The organism is Promicromonospora sp. NPDC059942 (assembly GCF_042731755.1).
In the GTDB taxonomy this organism is placed as follows: Bacteria; Actinomycetota; Actinomycetes; order Actinomycetales; family Cellulomonadaceae; genus Promicromonospora.
On the sequence record NZ_JBHWLR010000001.1, the window covers coordinates 553,804 to 571,237 of the forward strand.

The following is a 17,434-nucleotide window of genomic DNA, read 5'->3' on the forward strand; positions in this document are numbered from 1 at the left end:
CCTGACCGACCGGGCCGCCGTCGTCCCGGACCACCGCAAGGAACTGCGCCCGGCTACGGCCGGGTGCCTGTGAGGACCCATGACCAAGCCGTTGCCGACACAGAGGGTTGGGCTGCCCACGCAGACGTTTGAAGGCGGCCTGTACGACCCCGCAGCCGAGCATGACGCGTGCGGCGTCGCCTTCGTGGCGACCCTGCGTGGCACGCCCGGGCGCGACATCGTCGATGCCGGGCTCACCGCCCTGCTGAACCTCGACCACCGCGGCGCGGTGGGAGCTGAGGAGGACAGCGGCGACGGCGCCGGCATCCTCACCCAGATCCCCGACGCGTTCGTCCGGGACGTCGTGGGGGTCGACCTGCCGCCCGCCGGGATGTACGCGATCGGTACGGCGTTCCTGCCGACCGACGAGGCCGAGCGCGACGCCATGGTGCGCCGCGTCGAGGCCCTGGCCGCCGAGGAGAAGCTCGACGTGCTCGCGTGGCGCGACGTCCCGGTCGACGCCGGGATCGTCGGCCCGACGGCGCGCGCCTCGATGCCGGTGTTCCGCCAGATCGTGGTGGCCGACCCCTCGCGGAGCCTGTCCGGGATCGACCTGGACCGCCGCTGCTACCGCCTGCGCAAGCGGGCGGAGAACGAGGTCGGGCTGTACTTCGCCTCGCTCAGTGCCCGCACCCTGACCTACAAGGGCATGCTGACGACGGCGCAGCTCGAGCCGTTCTTCCCCGACCTGTCGGACCCGCGGTACGCCACCGAGCTCGCGCTGGTCCACTCGCGGTTCTCCACCAACACGTTCCCGTCGTGGCCCCTGGCCCAGCCGTTCCGGCTGCTGGCCCACAACGGCGAGATCAACACCGTGCGCGGCAACCGCAACTGGGTCGCGGCGCGCGAGGGCACCATGGAGTCCGACCTGCTCGGCGACCTCGCGCCGCTCCAGCCGGTCTGCTCGCCCGGTGCGAGCGACTCGGCGAGCTTCGACGAGGTGCTGGAGCTGCTGCACCTGTCGGGGCGGTCCCTGCCGCACTCCGTGCTGATGATGGTGCCGGAGGCCTGGGAGAACAACCCGGGCATGGACCCCGCCCTGCGGTCGTTCTACCAGTACAACGCGAACCTCATCGAGCCGTGGGACGGCCCCGCCTCCCTCACGTTCACCGACGGCACCCTGATCGGCGCGGTGCTCGACCGCAACGGCCTGCGCCCCGGGCGCTGGTGGGTCACCGAGGACGGCCTCGTCGTCCTGGCCTCCGAGGCCGGCGTGCTCGACATCGCCCCCGCCACCGTGGTCCGCAAGGGCCGCCTGGAGCCCGGCAAGATGTTCCTCGTCGACACCGGCTCCGGCCGGATCGTCGAGGACGAGGAGGTCAAGTCCGGCCTCGCCTCGATGCACCCCTACGGGGACTGGATCCGCGAGCACTCGGTCTACCTCGACGAGCTGCCCGACCGCGAGCACGTGGCGCACAGCCCGGCGTCGGTGCGCCGTCGGCAGCGGGCCTTCGGCTACACCGAGGAAGAGCTCAAGATCATCCTGTCGCCGATGGCGACCACCGGCGGCGAGCCGCTGGGCGCCATGGGCTCCGACACGCCCGTCGCGGTGCTCTCGCAGCGGCCGCGGCTGCTGTTCGACTACTTCACGCAGATGTTCGCGCAGGTGACCAACCCGCCGCTGGACGCGATCCGCGAGGAGCTGGTCACCGCCATCGGCAGCGCCATCGGGCCGGAGCCGAACCTCCTGGAGGACCTGCCGGAGCACGCGCGCAAGCTGGTGCTCGGCTTCCCGGTGCTGGACAACGACCAGCTCGCCAAGGTCGTGCACGTCGAGCGCGACCGCGAGCTGGAGGGCCTGTTCCAGGCCGAGACCATCCAGGGCCTGTACGACGTCTCGGGCGGCGGCGGCGCGCTGCTGGCCCGGCTCGAGGCGATCTTCGCCGACGTCGACCGGTACGTGGAGGAGGGCGCGAGCTTCCTCGTGCTCTCGGACCGCGACGCCAACTCCGAGCTGGCCCCGATCCCGTCGCTGCTCCTGACGAGCGCCGTGCACCACCACCTGGTGCGCAAGCACACCCGTAACCGGGTCTCCCTGGTGGTCGAGGCGGGCGACGTGCGCGAGGTGCACCACGTCGCGCTGCTCATCGGCTACGGCGCGGCCGCCGTGAACCCCTACCTCGCGATGGAGACGGTCGAGGACCTCGCCCGCCGCGGGTACCTGGACGTCACGCCGGAGCAGGCCGTCGCCAACCTCATCAAGGCGCTCGGCAAGGGCGTGCTCAAGGTGATGTCCAAGATGGGCATCTCGACGATCATGTCCTACCGCGGCGCCCAGATCTTCGAGGCCGTGGGCCTGTCCCACGACCTGGTCGAGGACTACTTCACCGGCACCACCTCGCGGCTCGGCGGCATCGGCCTGGACGTCATCGCGGCCGAGGTCGCGGCGCGGCACGCCGAGGCATACCCGCCGTCGGGCAACAAGAAGCCGGGCGAGCGCCTCACCACGGGCGGCGAGTACCAGTGGCGCCGCGACGGCGAGGACCACCTGTTCGACCCGGAGACGGTGTTCCGGCTGCAGCACGCCACGCGGTCCGGCCGGATGGACATCTTCCGGCAGTACACGCGGCGCGTGGACGAGCAGTCGAACCGCCTCATGACGCTGCGCGGCCTGCTGCGCTTCAGCCCCGACCGCGAGCCGGTGCCGATCGACGAGGTCCAGCCGGTCTCCGAGATCGTCAAGCTGTTCAACACGGGCGCCATGTCCTACGGCTCCATCTCGGCCGAGGCGCACGAGACCCTCGCGATCGCGATGAACCGCCTCGGCGGCCGCTCCAACACGGGCGAGGGCGGCGAGGACCCGGAGCGCCTGTACGACGACGAGCGCCGCTCGCGCGTCAAGCAGATCGCCTCGGGCCGGTTCGGCGTGACGTCGGAGTACCTCACGCAGGCCACCGACATCCAGCTCAAGCTCGCCCAGGGCGCCAAGCCCGGCGAGGGCGGCCAGCTCCCCGGGAACAAGGTGTACCCGTGGGTCGCCGCCACCCGGCACTCGACCCCCGGCGTCGGCCTCATCTCGCCGCCGCCGCACCACGACATCTACTCGATCGAGGACCTGGCCCAGCTCATCCACGACGCGAAGAACGCCAACCCGTCGGCGCGCGTGCACGTGAAGCTGGTCAGCGAGTTCGGCGTGGGCACCGTGGCCACGGGCGTGTCCAAGGCGCACGCCGACGTCGTCCTCATCTCGGGGCACGACGGCGGTACGGGCGCCTCGCCGCTCACGTCGCTCAAGCACGCCGGCACGCCCTGGGAGATCGGCCTGGCCGAGACCCAGCAGACGCTCGTGCTCAACGACCTGCGCGACCGCATCGTGGTGCAGGTCGACGGCCAGATGAAGACCGGTCGCGACGTCATCGTCGCGGCGCTGCTCGGCGCCGAGGAGTTCGGCTTCGCCACGGCGCCGATGGTGGTCTCGGGCTGCGTCATGATGCGCGTCTGTCACCTGGATACGTGTCCTGTCGGCGTCGCCACGCAGAACCCCGAGCTGCGCAGCCGGTTCACCGGCAAGCCGGAGTTCGTCGTGAACTTCTTCGAGTTCATCGCCCAGGAGGTGCGCGAGCACCTCGCGGCCCTCGGGTTCCGCAGCCTCGAGGAGGCCGTGGGCCAGGTGCAGGTGCTCGACACCCGCAAGGCGGTCGACCACTGGAAGGCGGAGGGTCTCGACCTGACGCCGGTGCTCGCCCGGCCGCAGCTCAAGGAGGGCTCGTCCCTGCGCCACACCAAGGTGCAGGACCACGGCCTGGCCCGCGCGCTGGACAACCAGCTCATCGCGGCGGCCGCGCCGGCGCTGGAGCGCGGGGAGGCCGTCAAGATCGAGCTGCCGGTGCGCAATGTCAACCGCACGGTCGGCACCATGCTCGGCCACGAGGTGACCAAGCGGTACCGGGGCGCGGGCCTGCCCGACGACACGATCGAGGTGACCCTGACCGGGTCCGCCGGCCAGTCGCTCGGCGCGTTCCTGCCGCGCGGCATCACGCTGCGCCTGTTCGGCGACGCCAACGACTACGTCGGCAAGGGTCTGTCGGGCGGCCGCGTGGCGGTCCGGCCCGACCGGGCCTCCGTGCTCGACGGCGCCAACGTCATCGCGGGCAACGTCATCGGCTACGGCGCCACCTCCGGCGAGGTCTTCCTGCGCGGACGCGTGGGGGAGCGGTTCGGTGTGCGCAACTCCGGGGCGACCCTGATCGCCGAGGGCGTGGGCGACCACGCCTGCGAGTACATGACCGGCGGCACCGTGCTGGTGCTCGGCCCCACGGGCCGCAACGTCGGCGCGGGCATGTCCGGCGGCACCGCGTTCTTCCTGGACCTGCGGGTCTCCCGCGTCAACCAGGCGGCGCTGGAGGCGGGCGAGCTCGCCGTCGGCGTCCTTACCGACGCCGACTGGGAGACCGTGCGCGGACTCCTGGAGCGGCACCTGGCCGAGACCGGCTCGACCGTCGCGGCCGAGCTGCTCGCCGACCCCGCCGCCGCGCGGGGCCGGTTCAGCCGGCTGCTGCCCCCGGGCTGGGCGCGCGTGCGCCTCGCCCTCGCCGAGGCCGAGGCCGACGGCACCGACATCTCGGGCAAGACCCAGTGGGACCCGTCCGTGTGGAACCAGATCATGGAGGTGGCACGTGGCTGACCCCCGAGGATTTCTGAAGGTCCGGGAGCGGGAGCTCCCGCCGAACCGTCCCGTCGAGGTGCGGCTGCGTGACTGGAAGGACACGCACGCCCACCGCGAAGAGGGTCAGGCGTTCCTGAAGGAGCAGGCCGGCCGCTGCATGGACTGCGGCGTGCCGTTCTGCCACCAGGGCTGCCCGCTCGGCAACCTGATCCCCGACTGGAACGACCTGGTCTGGCGCGGCCAGTGGGCCGACGCGATCGACCGCCTGCACGCCACGAACAACTTCCCGGAGTTCACCGGGCGGGTGTGCCCGGCGCCGTGCGAGTCGTCCTGCGTGCTGAGCATCAACCAGCCCGCGGTGACCATCAAGAACGTCGAGGTCTCGATCATCGACGAGGCGTTCGCGCGTGGCCTGGTCACGCCGCACGTCCCGGAGCGGCTCACCGGTTCCACGGTGGCCGTCGTCGGCTCGGGCCCCGCGGGCCTGGCCGCCGCGCAGCAGCTCACGCGCGCCGGCCACACCGTGGTCGTCTACGAGCGCGACGACGCCATCGGCGGCCTGCTGCGCTACGGCATCCCGGACTTCAAGCTCGAGAAGCTGCACATCGACCGCCGCCTGGCGCAGATGGAGGCCGAGGGCACCCGCTTCCGCGCCGGCGTGACGATCGGCGAGGACATCAGCTGGGACGCCCTGCGCCGCCGGTTCGACGCCGTCGTGGTCGCCACGGGCGCCACCGTGCCGCGGGAGCTGCCCCTGCCGGGGCGGGACCTGGCCGGCATCCACTACGCCATGGACTTCCTGGCGCCCGCCAACAAGGCGGTCGCGGCCGGTACGCCCGACGACCTGCCCGAGGGCGCGCCGACGGCGGCCGGGAAGCACGTGGTCATCATCGGCGGCGGCGACACCGGCTCGGACTGCCTCGGCACCGCGCTGCGCCAGGGCGCCGCCAGCGTCACCACGCTCGCCATCGGCAAGAAGCCGCCGGTCGAGCGCCCGGCGAACCAGCCGTGGCCGACCGACCCGATCCTCTTCGAGGTCTCGACCTCGCACGAGGAGGGCGGCGAGCGCACCTACCTGGCCTCCACGGTCGAGTTCGTGGCCGACGAGGGCGGCAACGTCCGCGCCCTCAAGGTCGCCGAGACCGAGTACCTGCCGGACGGCCGCCGGGCGCCGCGCGCGGGCACCGAGCACGAGATCCCCGCGGACCTCGTGCTGGTGGCCATGGGCTTCACCGGTCCCGAGGTCGGCGTGCTCGAGGAGCAGACCGGCATCGAGGTCACCGAGCGTGGCCTCGTGGCCCGCGGCGACGACTACGCCGCGAGCCTGCCGGGCGTGTTCGTCGCCGGTGACGCCGGCCGCGGGCAGTCCCTCATCGTGTGGGCGATCGCCGAGGGCCGCGCCGCGGCCGCTGCGGCTGACACCTACCTCCAGGGCAGCACCGAGCTGCCCGCCCCGGTGCGCCCGCGCACGCTCGCTCTGCGATCGTGACCCGAGAACTTCACCGGGAGTTGTACACCCCCACAGGGCGCACTGGCGCCCACCATGCCTAGGCTGGAGACATGCGCAGAGCCAAGATCGTGTGCACCATCGGACCCGCCACGGAGAGCCCGGAAAAACTCCGGGAACTCGTTGACGCCGGCATGAACGTGGCGCGGATCAACCGCAGCCACGGCGAGCAGGAGGCTCATGCGGCGGTATACCGCAACGTGCGAGAGGCCGCGAAGGCGGCAGGAAAGTCGGTCGCCGTACTGGTCGACCTGCAGGGACCCAAGATCCGGCTCGGCCGGTTCGCGGGAGACGAAAAGCATTTCTTGAACAAGGGCGACACGTTCACCATCACGACCGAGGACATCCTCGGCAACCGTGAGATCGTCTCGACCACCCACAAGGGTCTGGCCCAGGACGCCCAGGTGGGCGACCCGCTGCTGATCGACGACGGCAAGGTGCGCGTGCGCGTCACCGCCGTCGACGGCCCGCGCGTCGTCACCGAGGTCGAGGTCCCCGGACCGGTCTCGAACAACAAGGGCATCAACCTGCCCGGCGTCGCCGTGTCCGTGCCGGCCCTGTCCGACAAGGACGAGTCGGACCTGCGCTGGGCGCTCGCCCTGGGTGCCGACTTCATCGCGCTGTCGTTCGTGCGGTCCGCCAAGGACTACGAGGACGTCCGCCGGGTGATGGAGGAGGAGGGCCGCACGGTCCCCGTCATCGCCAAGATCGAGAAGCCGCAGGCCGTGGAGAACCTCGCCGAGGTCATCGCCGCGTTCGACGGCGTCATGGTGGCGCGTGGTGACCTCGCGGTCGAGATGCCGCTGGAGCAGGTGCCGCTCGTGCAGAAGCGCATCGTCGAGATGGCGCGGCGCAACGCCAAGCCGGTCATCGTCGCCACGCAGGTGCTGGAGTCGATGACCACGTCGCCGACCCCGACCCGCGCGGAGGCCTCGGACTGCGCCAACGCGGTGCTCGACGGCGCCGACGCGGTCATGCTCTCGGGCGAGACCTCGGTGGGCGACTACCCGATCATCACGGTCCAGACCATGGCCCGGATCATCGAGGCCACGGAGGAGGCCGGCCGGGAGCGCATCGCGCCCCTCGGCTCCACGCCGCACACCCGTGGTGGCGCCATCACGCGTGCCGCCGCCGAGATCGGCGAGACGCTCGGGGTCAAGTACCTCGTGACGTTCACGCAGTCGGGCGACTCCGCGCGCCGGATGTCCCGCCTGCGCTCGTCCATCCCGCTGCTCGCGTTCACCCCGGAGCAGGACGTCGCCAACACCCTCGCCCTGACGTGGGGTACCTCCGAGTACCTCGTGCCCAAGGTCGACACGGTGGACGCCATGGTGGCCCAGGTGGACCTGACCCTGCAGGACCAGGGCCTGGCCGAGAAGGGCGACACGGTCGTGGTGGTCTCGGGTGCGCCGGTCGGCGTCCCCGGTACGACCAACTCGATCCTGGTGCACCGCATCGGCTCGCACACGGACGGCCGCAGCAAGGCCTGACGCGGACGTAGGACGACGACGCGAAGTCGACGACGACGCCGAGTCAGCATGTTGGTCCGCCTCGTCCCCGGGGAATTCCCGGGGCCGGGCGGACCAACATGCTGACTCGGCGTCGTCGTTGTCACCCTGGCAGTCGGGTGGCGGAGATGTCGCTATTGTTCCCGGCGTGAACCGCGCCTCCCTGCCCTGGTCCCGGATCGGCTTCGCCGTCCTCGTGGTGGTCTCGCTCAGCCTCGGCTGGTGGGGCCTGATGCTCGACACCACGCACGTGCCCGGCCGCACCTGGTACGACGTCGTCTACCACGACCTGCAGCTCTTCGTGCTGGGCGCCGACCCCGCCAGCGACGGCGGGCCGCTGTCCTGGCAGCTCCAGGTCGCGCGGTTCCTCGCCCCCGGAACCGCCGTCTACGCCCTGTTCGAGGCGGCGCGCGCCCTGTTCACCGGTGAGATCCGGCGGTTCAACCAGCGCCGTGCCCGCGGCCACGCGATCGTCGTCGGGGAGACCGACGCCGCCGACACGGTCACCGCCGCGCTGGTCGCGGCCGGGCACCGGGTGCTGCGCACCCCGGACGCAGCGGGGCTGCCCGGCGTCGGCCTCACGGGCGCCACCGTCCTGTACGCGTGCGTCGACGACACCACCGACGCGACGGCGAACGTGCTGACCGTCGCCGAGGCGGAGGCCGCGGTCCGCCGCGCGGGCAGCGGCCCCGACCGGCTGTACGCGCACGTCAGCGACCCCGACCTCGGTGTGGCGCTCCAGGCGCGGCACCTGAGCTGCGCCGAGCCCGGCGTGGACTTCTTCACGCTCGATGTGATCGCCGCGCAGGCCCTCGCCGTCCGCGAGGTGCGGCGCATCCTGGACGCCCCGGGCGGGCCGGCCCCGGTGACCCACCTGGTGGTGGTCGGCTCGGGCGAGTTCGCCAAGGCCCTCGTGGTGGGGCTGGCCCGGGAGTGGGAGCTCGCGGGGGACGGGCTGCGCCTGGTCGTCGACCTGAGCGCGGACGACGCCGACCACGTGGCCGGCGAGCTGCGGGCCCGCTGGTCGCCCGTGGCCCAGCGGATCGAGCTGCGTGCGGTGCCGGTGCTCGGCGCGGGCGGCGGCGCACCGGACACCGTGTACGTGTGCCACGCGTCGGACGGCGTGTCCCTGCGGGTGGCGCTGACGGCGACCCGGCTGTGGCACGGCGGCCCCGGGTCGCTGGTGCTCCTGCTCGACGGCCTGGCGGGCCTGACGAGCGCCTTCGGCACCGAGGCGTCGCGCGTGCTCGACAACCTGGACGGCCGGCTGCGGACCGTGACCACGCGCGACCTGCTCGCCGACGTCGAGCGTGTCGAGGCCCGGGCGCACGCCGACATGTACGAGCGGATCGCGCGCTCCGTGCACCACGTCTACCTGCGCAACCAGCTCGAGCGCGGCGTCGGCTGGGGCGAGGTCCCCGCGATGGTGCGCTGGGAGGACCTGCCGGACGACCTGCGGGCCTCCAACCGCGGCTGGGTGGTCGGGCTGCCCGCGCGCCTGTCGCGCATGGGCGCGACGATCGCGCCGCGCGACGGCGCCCCGGACGTGGTGTTCGACGGCGCCGAGCTCGACCGGCTCGCGGAGGCCGAGCACGAGCTGTGGGAGTCCGTGCGGGTCGCCGCGGGCTGGCGCAGCGGCCCGGTGCGGGACGACGCCGCCCGGATCCACCCGATGATCGGCGTGCCGTGGTCGGAGCTGTCCGAGTCGAACCGGGAGAAGGATCGCGACGTGGTGCGGCTGCTGCCCGAGATCCTGGCGGAGTTCGGCCTGGAGGTCGTCCGGTACGAGATGAGCCCGGTCGCCGTCGGCTGACGCAGGATGACCATGCACCTGCTGCCAGGACGACCGTCCCGCTGGCAGCAGGTGCATGCTGAACCGCGGTCAGCCGGTGATGACGAGTGGTGCCCCCGGTGGGATTCGAACCCACACTGGATCGGGTTTGAGCCGATTGCCTCTGCCGGTTGGGCTACGGGGGCACGCCGCGTGGTGCAGCAGACATCGAACCACACCGCCGGGCTGGGTCCCAAGCCCAGGTGCGCAACGTAGGATGTCCTTCGTGACCGACGAGAACACCGAGAAGCTTTCCCTGGATCTGCCCCCGCTGGTCGACGCCGAGCCCGAGGCAGCTCCCGCCAACCCCTCCCGTCGCGCCGTCGTGGCGGAGGACGAGGCACTCATCCGCATGGACGTGGTCGAGACCCTGCGCGAGGCGGGTTTCGACGTCGTGGGTGAGGCGGGTGACGGCGAGACCGCCGTCAACCTGGCCATCGAGCTCAAGCCCGACGTCGTCGTGATGGACGTCAAGATGCCCGAGCTGGACGGCATCTCCGCGGCCGAGCGCATCGGCAAGGCCCACGCCGCGCCCGTCGTGCTGCTCACGGCGTTCTCGCAGACGGAGCTCGTCGAGCGCGCCCGCGACGCCGGCGCCATGGCCTACGTGGTCAAGCCCTTCACCCCGGCCGACCTGCTGCCCGCCGTCGAGATCGCGATCTCGCGGTACTCGCAGATCGGCGCGCTGGAGGCCGAGGTCGCCGACCTGACCGAGCGCTTCGAGACCCGGAAGCGCGTGGACCGCGCCAAGGGTCTGCTCATGACCAAGATGGGCCTGTCGGAGCCGGAGTCGTTCCGCTGGATCCAGAAGACGTCGATGGACCGCCGCCTCACCATGCGCGAGGTCGCCGACGCCGTCATCGAGCAGGTCGGGGCCTGAGCGACCGGTGAGACGCGCCATCCGGAACCGTCGTCCCGGAGCGGGTGAAATTCAGCACTGCCTGTTTTCTGCCGGCCCGCTCGGGACTAGTGTCTGCGCGGAGCCGGGCGTGACGCCCGGCCCGCGGACACCCGGGAGGAGATGAGCGTGCGCACCGTGCTGGACATCCACCCCGCGCGCGAGGCCGACCTGCCCGCCGTCGCGGCGCTGGCCGTTGCCGCCCGCGACGACTCGCCCACCGGGGCTCAGCTCGGCGCCCAGGAGGCCGACCGGCTGCTGGAGCACCTCAGCGTGCTCCTGGCCGCGGGCGGTCACGTGCTGGTCGCGGAGCAGGACGGCCAGGTCGTCGGTGTCGTCCTCGGCCGGGTCGTGGCGGCCTACCTCTTCGCGGAGCGCGCCAGCCTGTACCTGGACATGCTGTTCGTGTCGCCGCAGGCCCGCCGACACGGCGTCGGGCACGCCCTGCTGCGGGCGGCCACCGACCTCGCGGCCGAGCACGACTGCCACGACATCTACTCCGCGCCCGTACCCGGCAACCGGGGCGTGCAGCGCTTCCTCGCCCGGCTCGGGTTCGCCCCCGCCGCGGGCCACCGCGTGGCGTCCGTCGCCGCGCTGCAGCGCCGCCTCGCGGCCGAGGCCACCGCCCGCGACGGCGCCGCGCACGGCCGCCGGTCCGCCCGCAGTGGCATCGAGGATCTCATCGCCCGCCGGCGCCGGGCCCGCTCCGTCATGGAGTCCGGGCCCATCGACATGCGCGCGGTGGGCGGCGGCGCACCGTCGCGCCGCCACCCGGCGAAGGCCGGCTAGCACGGCGACGGCCGCCGCAGCAGACCAGGGCCGGGGAAATGCCTTCGCAGCGGGGAGGGTAACGAGCACGTAGCAGTGCTACCTCTCCGTTACCTCCCCGGCTGCGTAAGCCTTTCCCTGGGGCGGCGATGCCGTCGGTCACTGTGGTGCTTGTCGGCGGCGCCGGTGCACGTCGTGCGGGTGCCTCGGCTCAGCCGAGGATCATGCAGGTCAGGCGCGCCGTGCACACCCGCTTGCCTGCGTCGTCGGTGATCACGATCTCGTAGGACGCCGTCGACCGGCCCAGGTGGATCGCCGTCGCCGTGCCCGTGACGTGGCCGTCGCGCGCGCCCCGGTGGTGCGTGGCGCTCACCTCGATGCCCACGGTCTTCTTGCCCGGCCCGGCGTGCGCCTGCGCGGCCAGCGAGCCGAGGGTCTCCGCGAGCACCACGGAGGCGCCCCCGTGCAGCAGGCCCGCGGGCTGCGTGTTGCCCTTCACCGGGATCCGCCCGACGGCGCGGTCCGGGGCGAGCTCCAGGAGCTCCATCTCCATGCGCTCGAAGAGCGTGCCCGCGGTCTCCGCGCCGGCGTACATGGCCTTCCAGTCGATCTCGGCCCCGGAACCGGCCCCGGAGCCGGTGCCGGAGCCGGTGCCGGAACCGGCGTCGGAAGGCGTCGCGGAAGCGCTCGTGTCAGTCATGCGAGCTATGTTGTCAGGCGTGACCTCCACCGCGCCAAGCCGTACTCCGGGTACGCCGTCCTCAGGCCGCCCCCGTCTCCTGCTGATCGACGGCCATTCCATGGCCTATCGGGCGTTCTACGCGCTGCCCGACACCCTCGCGACCAGCTCAGGACAGATCACCAACGCCGTCTACGGCTTCACGTCGATGCTGACGAACCTGCTGCGTGACGAGCAGCCCACCCACATGGCGGTGGCGTTCGACGCGGGCCGGGTCACGTTCCGCACGGAGCGCTTCCCCGCCTACAAGGGCACGCGCGACGCCACACCGGACGCGTTCAAGGGGCAGGTGCCCCTGATCAAGGAGGTGCTCGACACCCTCCGGATCAGCTCGATCGAGCTCGCCGGCATCGAGGCCGACGACATCCTGGCGACCCTGTCCACGCAGGCCAGCGCCGCGGGCATGGAGGTGCTGGTCTGCTCGGGCGACCGCGACACGCTGCAGCTCGTCAACGGCGACGTCACCGTCCTGTACCCCAAGAAGGGCGTCTCCGAGCTGGCCCGCATGGACCCCGAGGCGGTCGAGGCCAAGTACGGCGTGCCGCCCGAGCGGTACCCGGACCTCGCGGCGCTCGTCGGCGAGACCAGCGACAACCTGCCGGGCGTGCCCGGCGTCGGGCCCAAGACCGCCGCCAAGTGGATCACCGCGCACGGCGGCCTCGCCGCGCTGCTGGACGCCGCCGACGAGGTCAAGGGCAAGGCGGGGGAGAGCCTGCGCGCCCACCTCGACCAGGTGCGGGTCAACCGCGAGCTGAACGCCCTGCTGACCGACGTCGAGCTACCGCTCGCCGTGACCGACCTCGCCCTGGAGGGCTTCGACCGCGCGGCCGTGCACCTCGTCTCGGACACGCTGCAGTTCGGCCAGCTCCGCGACCGCCTGCTCGCCGTGGACCCCGCGGGCGTGGCCGAGGAGGAGGCGCCCGCCGGCGCGTCCGTCGAGCTCGACCTGGCCGACCTCGACCCGGGCACCCTCGGCGCCTGGCTCGCCGCCCGCACCGGGCGCGTGGGCGTCGAGGTGTCCGGCAAGACCACGCCCGGCGGCGGCGACGCCTGGGCCGTCGCCGTGGCACAGCCCGGCGGCGAGGCCGCCTACCTCGACCTCACGCAGCTCGGGCCCGACGACGAGAAGGCGCTCGCGGCCTGGCTAGCCGACGCCGACGCGCCCAAGGTGCTGCACGGGGCCAAGGCCGCCGCGCACATGCTCGCGGCGCGCGGCATGGAGCTCGACGGCGTCGTGTTCGACACCGAGCTCGCGGCCTACCTGTGCTACCCGGACCAGCGCGGCTACGACCTGGGCGACCTCGCCGTGCGGCACCTGGGCCGGGAGCTCAAGGTCGTCGAGCCGGAGGGCGCGCAGGGTGCGCTGGACCTGTCGCTGGAGGGCGACACCGAGGGGCAGGCGGAGGCGGTGCGCGCCCAGGGCGTCGCCGACCTGGCGACCGCGCTGGAGGGCGAGCTCGCCGACCGCGACGCCACGCACCTGCTGGACGACGTCGAGCTGCCGCTGTCGGGCGTGCTCGCGCGCATGGAGCGCATCGGCATCGCCGCGGACACCGAGTACCTCACGGGTCTGGAGAAGCAATTCGCCCAGGGGGTGGCCGACGCCGCGGCCGACGCCTACGCCGTGATCGACCGCGAGGTGAACCTCGGCAGCCCCAAGCAGCTGCAGGAGGTCCTGTTCGACCAGCTCGGCATGCCCAAGACCAAGAAGATCAAGACCGGCTACACCACCGACGCGGCGAGCCTGCAGGACCTGTTCGTCAAGACGGAGCACCCGTTCCTGGCGCACCTGCTGGCGCACCGCGACGTCTCGCGCCTGCGGGTCACGGTCGAGGGGCTGCTGAAGTCGGTGGCCCCGGACGGCCGCATCCACACGACGTTCCAGCAGACGATCGCCGCCACGGGCCGCCTGAGCTCGACCGACCCCAACCTGCAGAACATCCCGATCCGCACCGAGGCGGGCCGGCAGATCCGCCGGGCGTTCCGGGTGGGCGAGGGCTACGAGTCCCTCCTGACGGCCGACTACAGCCAGATCGAGATGCGCATCATGGCGCACCTGTCGGGCGACGAGGGCCTGATCGCGGCGTTCAACTCGGGGGAGGACCTGCACCGCTACGTGGGTTCGCGCGTGTTCGAGGTCGACCCCGCCGACGTGACCCCCGAGATGCGCTCCAAGATCAAGGCCATGTCGTACGGCCTGGCCTACGGCCTGAGCGCCTTCGGCCTGTCGCAGCAGCTCAACATCGCCACGGGCGAGGCGCAGACGCTGATGGACGACTACTTCGAGCGGTTCGGCGGCGTGCGCGACTACCTGTCGGGCGTGGTCGAGGAGGCGCGTGCCACGGGGTACACCGCCACGATCCTGGGCCGGCGCCGCTACCTGCCCGACCTCACGAGCGACAACCGGCAGCGCCGGCAGATGGCGGAGCGGATGGCGCTCAACGCGCCCATCCAGGGCAGCGCCGCCGACATCATCAAGCTCGCGATGCTCCGTGTGCAGCGCGCGCTCGACGAGCGCGGCCTCGCCTCGCGCCTGCTGCTGCAGGTGCACGACGAGCTCGTGCTCGAGGTGTCGCCCGGCGAGCGGGACGCGGCCGAGGAGGTGCTGCGCACCGAGATGGGCGCGGCGTTCGAGCTCAACGTGCCGCTGGACGTCTCGGTCGGCACGGGCGCCACCTGGCACGAGGCGGGCCACTAACCGCGGTCAGGGGCGGGTCGTCACGAAGACCGCAGTGCCCGGCAGGTAGCGGCCGCGTTCCGGGCCCCAGCCACCCCAGACCTGGTCGTTCCAGTCCGGCCACTCGGGCTCGACCAGGTCGACCAGGCGCAGCCCGGCGGCGACCACGTCACGCACGTGGTCGCCGACGGTGCGGTGGTACTCCGCGTAGACGACCCGCCCGGCGGCGTCGGCCTCCACGTAGGGGCGGCGGTCGAAGTACGACCGGTTGGCCGTGAGGCCGTGCAGGCTCGGGTCGTCCGGGAACGCCCACCGCAGCGGGTGGGTCACCGAGAACACCCAGCGGCCGCCGGGCCGCAGCACGCGGGCGGCCTCGCGGTGCACACGGACGGGGTCGGGCACGAAGGGCAGGGCGCCGAACGACGTGAAGACGACGTCGAAGCTGCCGTCCGCGAACGGCAGCGCCCGCGCGTCGGCCTGCACCCGCGGCACGACGACGCCGGTCGCGGCGTCCAGCCGGGAGGCACCGGCCAGCATGCCCGCCGAGAAGTCCGTGGCGACCGCCCGCGCGCCGCGGGACGCGAGCCAGCGCGAGCAGTGCGCGGCCCCGGCCCCGACCTCCAGCACGTCGCGCCCGGCGACGTCGCCCAGCAGGCCCGCCTCCGCCTCGGTCAGACCCTCCGGGCCCCAGCGGAACCCGGCGTCGCCGAGGAAGTCACGGTGCTCGTCGAGGTACTCGCCGGCGTTGGCGTCCCACCAGCTCCGGGCGACGCCGCGGTCGTCGGGCAGGTCGCGGTAGCCGAAGGACACCGGTTCGTCAGAGGTCACGGTGCCATCATCCCCGTTCGGCCCGCGCCCGCACGCACCGGTGAAGCCCGGGCCAACTACCACATTCATAGCGGTAACAAAAGGGTCACGATTGGATTGCGAGTGCCGTAGCGAAATACGGAAGCAACGAAAGGGCTCCTAAGGTCAGGCGCAAACGTCTGCGCGTCGTCGTGCCCGAACCCGGGCCTGCCGATGCGCTCGAGGAAGGAGAGTGCCATGCGTCGACGCGCTACGCGCCTTGCGGGCGGCGTCACCCTGGTGACCGCGCTCGCGGTGGCTCTGAGCGGTTGTGTCGCCAGCGAGCGGGACGCCGACGGCGGTGAGGGCGGGGGCAGTGACGGCACGTTCGTCTTCGCCGGATCGGCCGAGCCCAGCTCGCTCGACCCCGCGTTCGCCAGCGACGGCGAAACGTTCCGGGTCGCCCGCCAGATCTTCGAGGGCCTGGTCGGTGTCGAGCCCGGCACCGCCGACCCCGCCCCCCTGCTCGCCGAGAGCTGGGACATCAGCGACAACGGCCTGGAGTACACGTTCCACCTCAAGGAGGGCGTGAAGTTCCAGGACGACACGGACTTCGACGCCGAGGCCGTGTGCGCCAACTTCGACCGCTGGCACGACTGGACCGGTCTGGCCGCCCACGAGAACCTCTCGTACTACTACAAGGCGGTCTTCGGTGGTGCGGGCGAGGACAGCCTGTACGACTCGTGCGCGGCGTCCGACGCGGCCACCGCCGTCATCACGCTGAACACGCCGATCCCCGAGCTGGTCCCGGCGCTGTCGCTGCCGTCGTTCTCCATGCAGTCGCCCACGGCGATGGAGGAGTTCGGCGCGGACGACGTCGAGGGCACGGCCGACGCGCCGAAGCTCACCGAGTACGGCCGGGAGCACCCGGTCGGCACGGGCCCGTACACGTTCAAGGAGTGGAAGAGCGGCGAGAGCGTCACTCTGACCGCCAACGAGAACTACTGGGGCGAGATCGGCGACGTCAAGACCATCGTCTTCACGGTGATCGCCGACGGCACCGCGCGTCGTCAGGCGCTCGAGGCCGGTGACATCGACGGCTACGACCTGGTCGCGCCGGCCGACGTCGACGCGCTCAAGGAGGCCGGCTACACGCTCCTGGACCGCGACGCGTTCAACATCCTGTACCTGGGCATGAACCAGGCGCAGAAGCCGCTGGACGACATCAAGGTCCGCCAGGCGATCGCGTACGCGATCGACAAGGAGGGCCTGGTCCAGGCGACGCTCCCGGAGGGCACCGTGCCCGCCACGCAGTTCGTGCCGGAGATCGTCACGGGCTACAGCGACGACGTCACGACCTACGACTACGACCCCGAGAAGGCCAAGGAGCTCCTCAAGGAGGCCGGCCAGGAGAACCTCGAGCTCGAGTTCAACTACCCGACCGAGGTCTCGCGTCCGTACATGCCGGACCCCGCCGCGATCTACGAGGCCGTCTCCGCGGACCTCGAGGAGGTCGGCATCACGGTGACGGCGACGCCGGAGCCGTGGAGCCCGACGTACATCGACACCATCCAGGGCGGCGAGAAGCACGGTCTGCACCTGCTGGGCTGGACGGGTGACTACAACGACACCTACAACTTCATCGGCACGTTCTTCGGGGCGCCGTCGCTGGAGTGGGGCTTCGACGACCAGGAGGTCTTCGACGCGATCAAGGACGCCCGCAACGCTCCGCTGGACGAGCAGGAGGACGCCTACAAGAACGCCAACGAGGTGATCATGGACGCCCTCCCCGGTGTCCCGCTGGCCAGCCCGGTGCCGTCGCTCGTCGTCGCACCCGGGGTCGAGGGCTACCCGATCTCCCCGGTGCAGGACGAGGTGTACAGCGTCATCACCCTCGGCGGTGACGAGTAGTCGAGAGGGGTAAGGTTCCCTCTCGAACTGCCTGGGGCGCCCACGCCCTAGGGTGAAATACCTCAGGTCGGGGGGGGGGGGGGGGGGGGCGCGAAACCCCCCCCCCCCCCCCTCCACTGTGCGGAGCCAGAACACCGGGTGATGTCCGGGAGAATGTTCCGCAG

General features: G+C 72.1%; 10 protein-coding genes and 1 tRNA gene. 8 read left to right on the forward strand and 3 right to left on the reverse strand.

The genetic code is table 11. The features are described 5' to 3' along the window. Window positions 1–79: 79 nt before the first annotated feature. The 4 genes from gltB (at window position 80) to ACFV9Q_RS02465 (ending at window position 9,473) form a co-directional block, all read left to right on the forward strand. Window positions 80–4,663, forward strand: coding sequence for a glutamate synthase large subunit (gene gltB, locus ACFV9Q_RS02450; RefSeq protein WP_377232978.1), 4,584 nt, complete (start codon window positions 80–82; stop codon window positions 4,661–4,663). Beyond that, complete coding sequence (locus ACFV9Q_RS02455) at window positions 4,656–6,134, forward strand: glutamate synthase subunit beta (RefSeq protein ID WP_377232979.1); 1,479 nt, start codon at window positions 4,656–4,658, stop codon at window positions 6,132–6,134. Before gltB ends, ACFV9Q_RS02455 begins: the two co-directional genes overlap by 8 nt. A 71-nt stretch (window positions 6,135–6,205) precedes the next feature. Continuing rightward, the gene (gene pyk, locus ACFV9Q_RS02460; RefSeq protein WP_377232980.1) at window positions 6,206–7,642 is read left to right on the forward strand and encodes a pyruvate kinase; all 1,437 of its coding nucleotides are present in this window, start codon (window positions 6,206–6,208) and stop codon (window positions 7,640–7,642) included. Between the two features lie 166 nt (window positions 7,643–7,808). Next, on the forward strand, window positions 7,809–9,473 hold the full coding sequence (locus tag ACFV9Q_RS02465; protein ID WP_377232981.1) for a RyR domain-containing protein: 1,665 nt from the start codon (window positions 7,809–7,811) through the stop codon (window positions 9,471–9,473). Between the two features lie 87 nt (window positions 9,474–9,560). Here ACFV9Q_RS02465 and ACFV9Q_RS02470 read toward each other — a convergent pair. Then, window positions 9,561–9,637: transfer RNA gene (locus ACFV9Q_RS02470), tRNA-Leu, on the reverse strand. Between the two features lie 71 nt (window positions 9,638–9,708). On the opposite strand from ACFV9Q_RS02470, the gene ACFV9Q_RS02475 reads away from it, so the two are divergent. Both ACFV9Q_RS02475 and ACFV9Q_RS02480 read left to right on the forward strand, forming a co-directional pair. Next, entirely contained in the window at window positions 9,709–10,371 is a 663-nt protein-coding gene (locus ACFV9Q_RS02475) for an ANTAR domain-containing response regulator (protein WP_285102343.1), read from the forward strand. Between the two features lie 147 nt (window positions 10,372–10,518). Beyond that, window positions 10,519–11,178 carry a GNAT family N-acetyltransferase gene (locus ACFV9Q_RS02480; RefSeq protein WP_377232982.1) on the forward strand — a complete coding sequence of 220 codons (660 nt, stop codon included), beginning with the start codon at window positions 10,519–10,521 and terminating at the stop codon, window positions 11,176–11,178. Between the two features lie 190 nt (window positions 11,179–11,368). Here the strand turns inward: ACFV9Q_RS02480 and ACFV9Q_RS02485 are convergent, their stop codons facing one another. Beyond that, a complete protein-coding gene (locus ACFV9Q_RS02485; protein ID WP_377233004.1) occupies window positions 11,369–11,752 on the reverse strand; it encodes a PaaI family thioesterase in 384 nt (127 codons plus the stop codon). 112 nt (window positions 11,753–11,864) lie between these two features. Here ACFV9Q_RS02485 and polA point away from each other — a divergent pair, with 112 nt between their 5' ends. Beyond that, window positions 11,865–14,594, forward strand: coding sequence for a DNA polymerase I (gene polA, locus ACFV9Q_RS02490; protein WP_377232983.1), 2,730 nt, complete (start codon window positions 11,865–11,867; stop codon window positions 14,592–14,594). Window positions 14,595–14,600: 6 nt separating this feature from the next. Here polA and ACFV9Q_RS02495 read toward each other — a convergent pair whose 3' ends face one another. Next, on the reverse strand, window positions 14,601–15,401 hold the full coding sequence (locus ACFV9Q_RS02495) for a class I SAM-dependent methyltransferase (RefSeq protein ID WP_377232984.1): 801 nt from the start codon (window positions 15,399–15,401) through the stop codon (window positions 14,601–14,603). A 216-nt stretch (window positions 15,402–15,617) separates the two neighbouring features. Here ACFV9Q_RS02495 and ACFV9Q_RS02500 point away from each other — a divergent pair, with 216 nt between their 5' ends. Next, the gene (locus tag ACFV9Q_RS02500) at window positions 15,618–17,270 is read left to right on the forward strand and encodes an ABC transporter substrate-binding protein (protein WP_377232985.1); all 1,653 of its coding nucleotides are present in this window, start codon (window positions 15,618–15,620) and stop codon (window positions 17,268–17,270) included. Window positions 17,271–17,434 lie beyond the last annotated feature (164 nt).